This is a genomic window from Brevibacterium permense (assembly GCF_025506275.1).
Lineage (GTDB): Bacteria > Actinomycetota > Actinomycetes > Actinomycetales > Brevibacteriaceae > Brevibacterium > Brevibacterium permense_A.
This window is the reverse complement of record NZ_QYCP01000076.1, coordinates 23,887-36,443: the sequence shown is the minus strand read 5'-3', so window position 1 is coordinate 36,443 and position 12,557 is coordinate 23,887. Positions and strand designations below refer to the sequence as shown.

General features: G+C 65.3%; 6 protein-coding genes. 3 read left to right on the top strand and 3 right to left on the bottom strand.

Annotation, left to right across the window (positions count from 1 at the left end; translation table 11 throughout):
- The first annotated feature begins 29 nt into the window (after positions 1-29).
- Entirely contained in the window at positions 30-1,229 is a 1,200-nt protein-coding gene (locus D3I60_RS04465) for an acetyl-CoA C-acyltransferase (protein WP_262774933.1), read from the top strand.
- Positions 1,230-1,613: 384 nt separating this feature from the next.
- On the opposite strand, the gene D3I60_RS04460 is transcribed toward D3I60_RS04465, so the two are convergent.
- Positions 1,614-4,163, bottom strand: a complete 2,550-nt coding sequence (locus D3I60_RS04460) for a hypothetical protein (RefSeq protein WP_262774932.1) — start codon at positions 4,161-4,163, stop codon at positions 1,614-1,616.
- Between the two features lie 407 nt (positions 4,164-4,570).
- Between D3I60_RS04460 and D3I60_RS04455 the strand changes: the two genes are divergently transcribed.
- The gene (locus tag D3I60_RS04455; protein ID WP_262774931.1) at positions 4,571-5,887 is read left to right on the top strand and encodes an MATE family efflux transporter; all 1,317 of its coding nucleotides are present in this window, start codon (positions 4,571-4,573) and stop codon (positions 5,885-5,887) included.
- Positions 5,884-6,786: a GNAT family N-acetyltransferase gene (locus D3I60_RS04450; RefSeq protein WP_262774930.1), complete on the top strand. Its 903-nt coding sequence runs from the start codon at positions 5,884-5,886 to the stop codon at positions 6,784-6,786. The genes D3I60_RS04455 and D3I60_RS04450 overlap by 4 nt, the downstream gene beginning before the upstream one ends.
- A 158-nt stretch (positions 6,787-6,944) precedes the next feature.
- Here D3I60_RS04450 and D3I60_RS04445 read toward each other — a convergent pair whose 3' ends face one another.
- Both D3I60_RS04445 and D3I60_RS04440 read right to left on the bottom strand, forming a co-directional pair.
- The gene (locus D3I60_RS04445) at positions 6,945-8,399 is read right to left on the bottom strand and encodes a M1 family metallopeptidase (RefSeq protein WP_262774967.1); all 1,455 of its coding nucleotides are present in this window, start codon (positions 8,397-8,399) and stop codon (positions 6,945-6,947) included.
- Complete coding sequence (locus tag D3I60_RS04440) at positions 8,392-12,408, bottom strand: Pls/PosA family non-ribosomal peptide synthetase (protein ID WP_262774929.1); 4,017 nt, start codon at positions 12,406-12,408, stop codon at positions 8,392-8,394. The genes D3I60_RS04445 and D3I60_RS04440 overlap by 8 nt, the downstream gene beginning before the upstream one ends.
- Between the last annotated feature and the right edge of the window lie 149 nt (positions 12,409-12,557).

The following is a 12,557-nucleotide window of genomic DNA, read 5'->3' as shown; positions in this document are numbered from 1 at the left end:
TTCACGAACATCTTCGAAAGGTGAGACCCATGAGAGAAGCAGTGATTGTGTCGACGGCCCGCACGCCGATCGGCAAGGCCTACCGTGGTGCCTTCAACGACACCCAGGCTCAGGAGTTGGCCGGCCATGCGATCAAGCATGCTGTGGAGCGCGCCGGTCTGGAAGGCGGTGAGGTCGAGGACGTCGTCTTCGGTGCCGCTCTGCAGCAGGGCAGCCAAGGGACGAATGTCGCTCGGCAGGCGGCACTGCGAGCCGGGCTTCCTGTGACAGTTCCGGGCATGTCGATCGACCGGCAGTGCGCTTCCGGGCTGATGGGCATTACGACCGCGGCGAAACAGGTCCTCTTCGACGGCCAGGAGATCGCCGTCGGCGGTGGCGTGGAGTCGGTGTCGCTGGTCCAGAATGACAAGATGAACACGTTCCGGGCCAAGGATCCGTGGCTCGTGGAACGCAACCCGGGCATCTACTACCCGATGCTGGCCACGGCCGAGGTCGTGGCCGAACGCTACGGCGTCAGCCGAGAGGCTCAGGACGAGTACTCCCTGTCTTCGCAGCAGCGTACCGCCGCCGCTCAGGAGGCCGGACGGTTCGATGACGAGATCGTGCCTCTGCCGACGACGAAGGTCATCGTCGACAAGGAGACGAAGGAGACCTCGCGTCAGGATGTGCTGCTCGAAGCCGACGAAGGCAATCGCCCATCGACGACGCTTGAGAGCCTTGCCGGACTCAATCCGGTGCTCGATCCCGGTGTGGCGTCGAGAGTACCGAGCATCACCGCCGGCAACGCCTCGCAGCTCTCCGACGGAGCCTCTGCTTCGGTGGTCATGTCGAGCGATGAAGCCAGCCGTCGCGGACTCGAACCGCTGGGCGTCTACCGCGGTATGGCCGTGGCCGGCTGTGAGCCGGACGAAATGGGCATCGGACCGGTGTTCGCTATTCCGAAGCTGCTGAAGACCCATGGTTTGTCGATCGATGACATCGGACTGTGGGAACTCAACGAAGCGTTCGCCGTTCAGGCGCTGTACTGCCGTGATCGGCTTGGCATCGATCCGGAGAAGTACAACGTCGACGGCGGCGGCATCTCCGTCGGACATCCCTATGGGATGACCGGTGCCCGTCTCGTCGGTCACGCTCTCATCGAGGGGCGTCGCCGGGGAGTGAAGTACGTCGTCGTCACGATGTGCATCGGCGGTGGCCAAGGCGCAGCCGGACTGTTCGAGGTCTGCTGAGGCATTCCGCCGGCAGCTCAGCAGGAACGGAGGGCCGACGATTCTCTAGTCATTCTGACCGAGAACGCCGGCCCTTTCTGCGTGCTCCGTTGATGTGGAGACCGACGACTCTCAGGTTGAGAGGACCTGCCTCAGGGCATTGCGGGGTCGTCGGAGTCGTCTCAGAACGGTGGAGGTTCGCCGTTGTCCCAGAACCAGCTGCGCAGTTCGGCGTTGTCCTCGTCTGTACGCGCGGTGCCAGCTGTGGTGCCGGAACTGCTCGGAGCAGACGTGGGTGTGAAAGCGAAGAGGTCCTCGGCGGTGAGCTCCCTCCAGCCAGGGGTTCCGTCGGCCGCGGCCGGTTCAGGGCATTCCCGTGCTCGCTTCCGATCGCCGGGCGCGGGATCAGCGGTGTCTGCATCGACGCTGTGTGCATCGCAGCTGTGTGCATCGACGCTGTGTGCAGACGACGTCTCGGCGCCAGACCCAAGATCGCTGCCGGACTCGTGCTTGGCTGTTGGAGCGCTTTCGCGGGTCAGAGGACCTTCTGTGCTCAACTCCTCCGGTGTTGCTGCTCGTCCCATGCGGGAGAGGCCCCCGCCGAATCGTTCGAGGAACAGCCGCGCATGCTCGACGCTGATCGGGTTGTCCGGTGAGACGACCTCCACGGTGACGCCCTTGCGGAAGACGTACTCCAGGTGGCCGGGTTCGGCCATCCGCACGTCGAAACTGCCGTTGGTCTTCTGCATGTGGTGGGCTTTGCACAGGCAATGGAGATTTCCGAAGCGAGTAAGACCCCCCCTGGGTCGGGTCGGAGTGGTTGAACGGGTCGATATGGTCCACCTCTGACACCTCGGCCGGCTGAGTGCACCCGGGGAAGGTGCACGTAACGAACTGAGCGACGAGAGTTCTGCGTACGCTGTTGGGAATGGCGTATGACGTTGCCTTCGCATCGACCGGTGTTCCAGTCGCAGGGTCGGTCAGCAGCCGGGTCCAGGTGGTGGAGTATCCTGCGACCCGCCGCGCCATGTCGGCGGGAATCGGCGACCCGTTTGGAAGCATGCCCGCCAGATCGCACACCTCATTTGAGGTCAGCGGTCCGTCAGGTCCTGTAGCCGGTGTGTTTGAGCCGGTCGGTGCTGTCGGTGCTGTCGGTGCCGGCGGTGGTTCGGCCGTGGGCGGCAGGTCCGGGGGACCCATGGGCGGCGGTGGCGCATCAGGGTGATCGGTGCTCAGCGGCGGTGGACCCGGCGGATCGTTTGTCGGCGGCGGCGCGCCCGGGGGATCGGCGGTAGGCGGCGGAACGCTGCCGTCTTCCGACTGGAATTGGGTGAGCAGAGTCAGCAGCGGAACGGTGATGAAGGTGCTGGCCTGATTTGCCAGCCAATACTCACTGGTCGGCATATCAAGCAGGAACTCGAAACTGATGCGGCGCTCGCCGGCGTCGAGGATGGGATTGCCGAAAGCATCGATTACTCCCGCTGTCTCGGCTCCGGTGCCCTCAGCTGCGGGGCGAGCTCCGCAGGCACGCGATCCGATGAAAGTTGAGAGCGCGTCGACCTTGTCGCGGTCTGTGGCGCTATTGCTGCTGAGGATGGCCTCGAGCATCTGGGATTCGAAGACGCGGTCGGCCGGTGTGGTGGGTGCATCGGTGGTGGAGCCATCTTGCGCGGAGGTTTCCGAATCGGTCGGCACAGGTTGAGCCTGTGATGGGCCGCTGGTCTTGTCCATGTCGTCGAATACCCGCTCGATGTAGTCGAGCAGGGACTCACCCTCGTGCATCGGGGTGCCGTCGGGTCCCGCGAAGAGGCCGTCGAGAGGGAAATCGGTGCTTGTCGACGAGTTGTCGACGTCGTTCGTGCTGATGATGCGCAGCTTCAGCTGCGGACGCGTGCGCGTGAGGATGTCGAACATGAGAGCCGAGATCGTACGCTCCTCATCAAAGCAGTCTCCAGCCTTCAACTGACCTGAGAACGCACTCGTATTGCTCTTATGCACTGCCCGGGCAAAGGCGTCGAGCCTTCTGAAGCACGCTTGAAGCTCCGGTGCGGGCCCGGTCAGGGTGAGGTACGCAGTCCCATCGTCGCCGCTGCTGAAATCGACCCGCCGACGCAGTGAAACACTCTTCAGAGTGTCCTCGGCCGGTTGGATTACCGCGATTTTCAAGGCGACCGAGCGCTTGAATGTCTCGATCGTAATGTCGGCGCGCCTGTGCGCCAGGTAATCGTCGAACTCCGGCAGGTGCTCGAAGTGCAGGTCACGGCATGCGCGAGTGACACAATCGACGTGCTCGATCGTGAAGTCCCCATCGAGGCATCGCTTGAGGAACTTCGGAAGTCCCTGGGTCAACGTCATCGACGAGGTCATATGCCTGAGCGAGTTACTCGTCGTTGCGCCGAGGAGACTCGAATAGACCCCGGCCTCGGTCGGTTCGATGCTGCCGCGCAGCCACGTGAAGAACGTCAGGTTCGGGTCGTAGCCGGGAAAATCAGGCAGCAGAGCGGGGTCGGTCAGCAGCTGCTTTGCCAGCTTCTTCACGCGCCGAGTGCGGCGACCGGCAGCGCGGTCTTTCTTCCGTCCTTTGTCTGTGTCGATCTTCCGCCCGGTTTCGGCCTCGACAGTGGCCACTGCCTGGGCCCATGCACGTGTCTCTCTTCGGGTCCAGCTTCTGGTCGACGAGAATGCGTCGTCGGCAGCAACGTCGACGGTGCAGTCGTCGGCGTCGGACTCGCAATCGACTCCCTTGTCCTCGGGCAGACGGTGCCGGGCAGCGGTTCTGGTAAAAGATGCGAACTCGTAGACCGTATCGAGCCGAGTGCCCATGAGCCCCAGAGCGTAGGCGACATCCTGGGCCACGACATGGCTGGTGGCGATAAAGGAATTGACCTGGGCGAGGCTGCTCTGCGCATAGGTGCTCAGCAGGTCGACAAGCTCATTCTCCTCGGCGATCTCCAAGCGGCGTCCGTGAGCACGGCGGAACTGGGACAGAGCTCGACGGTCAGCCTCTGCGGGGGGGAGCGGTGGGCAGACCGACTGCCTGTCCGTCGCTGTCTCCGATGTTCTTCATCGGTCTCTCACCTCTCCACGCCTCTGTGGAAGTAAGTCGTCAGGGAAGTCGGCTATCTCAATTATAGGATCTGCCGCTATGAATTGATATAACAATACTATTACAAATAGAACAAGCAAACTAATAGAGTCACTCAGAATCGGTTGTTTCTCATCTTTATCGACTCTGATAAGTTTGTCCTCTGACTCTACAGTTCGGTACTGACACGACATTGTGATCGAGATGAGCCCGTGGCTGCTCTGAAGTGATCCATCGCGACAGGCTCACCGCACCACCGGTTCGCTAGAATCGGGGCGTGGCAGCGATCGACAAAGACATTCTCCGTTTGGCCCTTCCCGCGCTCGGAGCCCTGATCGCCGAACCCATTTTCCTGCTCACTGACACTGCCATGGTCGGCCACCTCGGTGCCGGCGCCCTGGGATCGCTGGCGATCGCCTCGACGATCCTGCAGACGGTGCTCGGACTGATGATCTTCCTCGCCTATGCCACGACGCCGCGGGTGGCGAAACGGATGGGATCGGGGGACCGTCCGGGCGCGATCACGGCCGGATTCGACGGAATCTGGCTGGCGCTGGGAACCTCCGTCCTGCTCATCATCATCGGACTGCCCCTGTTGAACACAGCGATCGAGGCCTTCGACCCGGATCCGATGATCACTGCGGGCGCACACTCCTACCTTGCGATCTCATGGTGGGGGCTGCCATTCATGCTCATGGTCATCGCGGCCACCGGACTGCTGCGCGGACTTCAGGACACGAAGACCCCGCTGCTCGTCGCGGCCGCCGGCTGCATCGCCAATATCGGCCTCAACGCCATCTTCATCTACGGCCTCGACATGGGAGTCGCGGGATCGGCGATGGGCACGGTCATTGCGCAGGCTGGAATGTGCGCGGTCTACCTCACCATCTCCATTCGCGCGGCCCGTCGCCTCCGCGCCAGCATCCGCCCTGACTGGACAGGCGTGTTCACCTCGGCGAAGACCTCCGGATGGCTGTTGGTGCGCAACGCCTCGCTGCGTGCTGCCCTCATCCTCCTCGTCTTCCTGGCCACGGCGATGGGCGCGACGGACCTCGCCGCGATCCAGGTCGCTCAGAGCATCTTCTTCGCTCTCGCCCTCGCCCTCGACTCCCTGGCCATCGCGGGCCAGGCGATGATCGGCCTCGAGCTGGGGGCGAAGAACACCGAGGCGGTCGCCGCGATCAACCGCCGACTGTGCCTGTGGGGGATCGTCTTCGGCATCGTCGTCGGCGTCGTCCTGTTCGCCGGCTCCGGAATCATCCCCCGTGCCTTCGCCTCCGACCCGGCCGTGGTGTCGGCACTGGCCGCGCTCCTGCCGGTCCTCGCCTTGAGCATGCCGATCGCAGGCTTTGTCTTCGTCCTCGACGGAGTGCTCATGGGAGCTGAGGACGCGAAATATCTGGCTCTGGCACAATTGGTCGCTGTGATCGGATACGCAATTCTGCTCATCCCGATCATCAACATCTGGCCGGGAGCACCCGGGCTCTGGGCCGGCTTCTGCATCGGATTCGTCGGTTTCCGCGCCCTGACACTGGGCTGGCGAGTACGCAACCGGGCGTGGATCGAACGCGCCGTCGAGAAAGGAATCTCATGAACGCTGCACAAACTGACGCTCATGATTCGCAGGACACCTCCGCCGATTCGCTGGACACCTCCGCCGATTCGCTGGACACTTCCGCCGAGGCGGCCGCCGCGTCCCTGCGCGGACGGATCCGTCCGCTCCCGGCCGAGACCGATGATGAGACCTTCCTGCCCTTCCTCGATCTGTGCTTCAACTGGTCGATGGACAGGCCCCGAATCGAACTCGAGGACCTCCGGTACCGCAGCGATGCCGTCTTCTACTACCGCGGCTGGGGGCGCGAGGGAGATATCGCCGTCGCCGCGCACGCCGAAGCCGATGTGCAGTCACCGATCGTCGGACTCGCCTGGGTGCGCCTGGCCGATATCGACGATGTCGTCGGGAGGGCCGACGAAAAGGTGGGCGGAGACTTCGCCGCAGCCCTGGACAAGACCGGCACCGAGGTGGTCCGCAGCGAAGTCGTGCCCGAGGGTGACGCTGTGGCTGACGCTGACGCTGTGGCTGACGCTGACGCTGTTGCTGCCGCTGGGGCCGGTTCAGGTTCAGACGCACCGGCCGCCACCGACACCGATGGGTCCGCTGACGCAGACAACGCAGCCGCTGAGCCGGCAGCCGCTGAGTCAGCAGCCACTGATCTGACGCCGTCGGATGAGCAGATGCCATTCACCGGGTACGGCTGGGTCGCAGCCGACATTCCTGAACTCTCGATGGCAGTGCTGCCCGACCATCAGGGGCAGGGAATCGGCGGAGCCCTTCTCGACACGGTCTGTGCGCTGGCGCGGATGAGCGGCTTTCCCGCCGTCAGCCTGTCCGTCGAGGACGGCAACGGGGCGGCGAAACTCTACACCGACCACGGATTCGTGTCCGTCGGACGCAACGGCGACTCGGACGTGCTCGTCCGCAAGCTCGGCTGAGGAGACAGCGCGGCCATTCCCGGCTGAAGCGGGTCGGGCCCGGCGGAAGCGGGTCTCAGCCGCGGCCCTGTCGGACTCGGCCGAAGTACGGTCTGGCAACCTCAGCTAAGCTCCAACCTCGGCTGCGGCGCAGTCAGCTGCTCAGCCCCCTGACCCCTTTACGGAAGTTCCGGAAGTTCGAGATCCTCGAGCCAAGGCCGGACCACCTCGGCGATGTCACGGTCTGCCACCCCGGATACGCAGCGGATGAACTCTTCGGTGCTCACCGACGAATGACGGTACCGCTTCGTCCACTCGCCGACGGCGGTGAAGAAGTCCGCATCGCCGAGCTCGAGGCGCAGAGCATGCAGGCACAGGGCACCGCGCTTGTACACGCGGTCATCGAACATGTCCGGCCCGCCCGGATCACCGAGCATGATGTCCTGCGGCTGAGCGGACAGCTCCTCCCACCACTGCCGCGCACGCTCATCGGCGCTCGCACGCCCGGACTCCTCGGACCACAGCCACTCCGCATAGCAGGCGAAGCCCTCATTGAGCCAGATGTCCTTCCACCGCGACGGCGTGAGCGAGTTCCCGAACCACTGGTGCGCCATCTCGTGGGCGACGAGACGCTCGGCCTCCCACTCTGGTCCCAGATGATTGGGACCGAGCACGGACAGCGGCTGCGACTCGAGCGGGATCTCGAGCACATCATCGGTCACGACCACGTCATAGACGTCGAACGGGTAGGGTCCGAAGCGGTCGATGAACAGGTTCATCATTCCGTGTTGGACACCGAGGCGCTCGACTGCCGCATCCCAATGATCATCGGCATAGACGCCGAGGGGAACAGGGGACTCGGTTCGGCTGTGCCTCGTACGCTTGCCCGACGAATCGTGAACAGACTCGTCCTTGCCGGCAGCGCCGGCGACTCCTCGGACAGCGCTGGAGAGGGCATCTCTGGCGGAACCGGCAACGGCATTCTTCGCAGCCCCGCGCATCGCGGAGCCGATCCTCGTCGCACCGGAGCTCAACGGAATCTGCCCGTACTTGTAGCGGCCGATCTGCACCGTCGCCAAGTAGGTCGCCAGGGGAGTCGTCGACTCATACGTCCAGCGGGTCCGTCCGGCCTTTCGGGTCTTCTTCGTCAGCGACCCATTGGACACCACCGTGTACTCGGACTCGACGAGCACGGAGATCCTGTACTGGGATTTGTTCGAGGGATGGTCATTGCAGGGGAACCAGGTCGAGGCACCGACGGGCTGACCGGCCACGAGCACTCCGTCTTCGAGCTCCCCCCAGCCGATGTCTCCCCAGGTGCCGATCGCCGGTTCCGGATTGCCCGTGTAGCTGATGTCGATGACCACCGGCTGGTCGCTCTTCAGCGCCGGGGTCGTCAGCCGCAGCTTCTTCCCTTGTGCGGAGAAGCGAACTTTCTTGCCGTTGACGCTGGCTTTCGTCACCCGCAGACCCGTGAGATCGAGGAGGATCGACGAGGTGTCCGTGAGCACTCGACCTTTGAGCACCGCCCTGGCGGAGAGCCGATTCGGCCCGATCCGATAGTCGAGGTCGAGATCGTAGTGGTCGATGTGAAGGTCCGCATTGCCGACGCCCTGGGTATAGGAATCAAGCATGCGATCGGCTCGATCGGTCGCCGTCGGAGCCTGCGTCGTCGCCGGCGGCACTTCCGCCGGCGCCGTCGCGGCCGTCTTCGTCTCGGCCTTCGTCTTCGAGTGAGGGAAGTTCTGGGGCATCCACCCAGGGTATGACAGGATTGCCGCTGAAGTAGGCATGGGCCGGCACGAACTCGCCGCGCATGACCAGCGACGTCGCGCCCACCGTGGCGTTCTCTCCCAGAGTGGACGCCGGAAGGATGACGCTGTTGGGCCCCAGGGTGGCACCGGGATCGAGCTGAACCGCATCGAGACTCATCACCCGATCGTGGAACAGATGAGTCTGGACCACACAGCCGCGGTTGACCGTCGAATTGTCCCCGAGGCGGACGAGGTCGGCCTCCGGCAGCCAGTAGGACTCGCACCACACACCGTGCCCGATCTTCGCGCCCATCGCTCGCAGGTACCACACGATCGCAGGAGTGCCCACGGCATTCCGGGCGAACCAGGGAGCGGCCACGAGCTCGACGAAGCAGTCGGCCACCTCGTTGCGCCAGATGAACGACGACCACAGAGGATGCTCCCCGGGTCGGATCGGACCGGCGAGGATCCATTTCGCGGCCACGGCCAGTCCCGCCGCCACGGCACCGGCGGCCATCATCACGATCCCCGAGGTGAGCAGGGCCAGCAGCACGGAGGCGAGGAACGTGGTCGACTGCGCGGTCACGCCACCCGGGAGTCCGAGGAAGAACCAGATGGTGAGCACGACAGCGGTGATGAGCACACCGCCGGCGATGATCGAGACGATCCGCAGAGTCTCCCAGAAGGCACGGGCGGCCTTGACCCCGAAAGTCGGGGCATAGGTGAGCGACTCGTCGGATTCCACGGCGGCCCGGCGCAGCTGCACCGGGGGAGAACCGAGCCACGACGATCCCTTCTTCGCCTTCGCCGGTGCCGCCGAGAGCACCGCGACGAGGGAGTTCTTCGGCACCCTGCGACCGGGGGAGGCGATTCCCGAGTTGCCGAGGAAGGCACGTTTGCCGACCTTCGCGCGCCCGGCCCGCATCCAGCCGTGGCCGAGTTCGTAGCTGGCGACCATCGTGTCATCGGCGAGGAAGGCACCGGCCGCGATCGTCGTCATCTTCGGAACGAAGACAACGGTGGAGATCTCAGTGCCCGGCCCCACCTTCGCACCGAGGAGGCGCAGCCACAACGGGGTGAGCATCGACGCGTACAGCGGGAACAGCAGGTCCCGCGCCATGTCGAGCAGCCGCTCCGTTGCCCACACCCGGTAACCGCGGGCCGAGCGGACGGGGAACTCTCCCTCTTCCATGCCGATCGCCAGGATCCGCACCGCGAAGAGGATGAACAGTGCAGTGGTGAAGAACCACAGACAGGCCACGACCGGTGACCACGCCACCAGCTGCCAGGGCGACTCGAAGACCTCAGTCCCGGAGACTCCGAGCATGAGCGCGACGCCCGGCACCACAGCGAGATACGGCAGCAGCGCATTGATCTGGGAGCCGACGGCGTAGAACAGGAACGGCAGACGCCGCCTGGGCGGGGGAGCAGGCCAGGACTTCTTCGCCTTCCCCACGCGAACGGCCGGCGAACCCGAGTAGATCTGATTCTTCCGCACCCGACCGGTCACCGCGGACCCGGCTTCGACGAGAGCCCCGACACCCACTTCGGCGCCGGGCATGAGCGTCGACCGGGCACCGATCGTGGCATTGCGACTGATGTCGATGCGTCCGATGCGCAGCAGATCGCCGTCGACCCACCAGCCCTTGAGATCGACCTCGGGTTCGACCGCCGCACCTTCGCCGAGGGTGAGGAAACCGGTCACCGGCGGTACCGAGTGCAGATCGGCATCGGGCCCGATGCGGTTGCCCAACAGCTTTGCATACCAGGTCACCCACGGTGCGCTCGCCACCGAGACTGCCGCAGCCAGATCGGCGATGTGCTCGGCCAGCCACAGTCGCTTGTGCACCCAGCCCGATCGCGGATAGTCCCCGGGCCGGATCCCGATCATGAGCAGACGCGCCGCTCCCGCGGAGATGAGCATTCGTCCCCAGGCGGTGACGAAGACGAGGAAGAGGACGATGACGACCGGCCACGGAGTCAGCGGCAGATCCGCGCCGAGCCCGACACCGATATTTGCCGCCAGCATCGCCAGCACCACCCACCGGACCCCGCCGAGGATGTGCACAGGGATCCCGAGCAGAACCTGGAAGGCCTGCATCCCCCGGGAGGTGCGTGTGATCGTGCGCTTGGGACCCGTCGGTCCGATGCCGGATCCTTCTTCGCCGAGGCAGAGCCCGGACAGGGCACCGAAGCGCGGATGGGCGTAGATATCGCCGACGGTGACGCTGGGGTGGCGGGTGCGCAGCCGGGACACGAGCTGCGCTGCTCCCAGGGAACCGCCGCCGGCAGTGAAGAAATCCGTATCGCGGCCGGGTCGGGCACCGAGGACCGCGGCCCACTGCTCGGCGACCCACTCCGTGTCCTCATCGAAGATCTCATCGGATCCGGCCGCCTCGGCGCTGTCATCGAGCGGCCACGGCAGGGCGTTGCGGTCGACCTTGCCCGAGGTCTTCGTGGGCAGGTCCTCGACGAGAGCCAGCCGGGGAACGAGCGCAGCCGGCAGTTCGTCACGCAGTCGGGCTTCCCATGCGGGAAGATCGGCCTCGCCGGAACCGGCGCCGGGGGCGAGATAGCCGATGAGGACGTCCGTGCCGGCCGCGGTCTTCTTCACCGCCGCCGCAGCTCCTTCGACACCGGGCAGAGCCTGCAGGGCGGCATCGATCTCACCGAGCTCGATGCGCCTGCCCCCGAGCTTGATCTGTTCATCGGCGCGACCGACGAAGCTGAGACCGGCCGGATCGTTGACGACGAGATCGCCCGACCGATACGCCCTCTCCCAGCCGAGACTCGGCATGGGGGCGAACTTCTCGGCGTCCTTGGCCGGATCGAGATAGCGGGCAAGACCGACCCCGCCGATGAGGAGCTCACCGGTCTCACCATCGGCGACGGGCACGCCTTCGGCATCGACGACGGCCAGGTCCCAGCCCTTGAGCGGCAGGCCGATGCGCACCGGCTCGAATCCGTCGAGCTTGGCGGCACAGGCGACGACGGTCGCCTCGGTGGGACCATAGGTGTTCCACACCTCGCGGTCATCATCACTGAGCCGGCGCCCGAGCTCGGGCGGACAGGCCTCGCCGCCGAAGATGAGGAGGCGGACATTGTCGAGGCTCTCCGCCGGCCACAGCGCGGCCAAAGTGGGCACGGTCGAGACGACGGTGATCTGCCGAGACGACAGCCACGGACCCAGATCCATCCCGGACTTCACCAGTGCACGCGGGGCCGGGACCAGGCATGCGCCGTGCCGCCATGCCAACCACATCTCCTCGCAGCTGGCGTCGAAGGCCACGGAGAGTCCCGCGAGAACGCGATCCCCCGGACCCAGCGGCTCCTCGACGCAGAAGAGGGCCGCCTCGGCGTCGACGAAGGCCGCGGCCGAACGGTGGGTGACGGCAACGCCCTTCGGGGTGCCCGTCGACCCGGAGGTGAAGATCACCCAGCAGTCGTCATCGGGAGTGGGAGACCGCAGCTCGGAACGGTCGAGGGGGCCGCGGTCGGTGCGGGATTCGATGTGCGGTCCGGCGGTGATCACCCCGGTCACGGCCGCCTCGGCGAACACGGTGCGCGCCCGCTCATCCGGATCGTCGACGTCGACGGGAACGTAGGCCGCGCCGAGCATGAGCGTGGCGAGGATCGCCAGGTACAGATCCACCGACCCCGAAGGGACACGGACGCCGACCTTGTCACCGGGGCCGATCCCGGTCTCGGCCATCTCCAGTGCGAGATCGCGGATCGCGGTGATGAGCTCTGAATAGCTGAGCACCCGGGTGCCGTCGTCGAGAGCCGGCTGATCGGGATGCGCGGCGGCCGACTCGAGGAGGACGTCGATGAGGGTGCGGTCCTCACGGGGCCGTTCGGGGGACGGGAACTGCGGCGCGTATTCTCTCACGTGTCTTCCGGGTCGTTCGGGAGCTGATCGGCGCCGGGCCGACCGGTGCCGCCGGTGACCCTAACTCAAGAAGGTGTCGCGGACATGAACACGGGTCGGGGCGCGAACAGTGCGCATTCCGGTTCCGATGTCTGATCTTAAGTCACTGT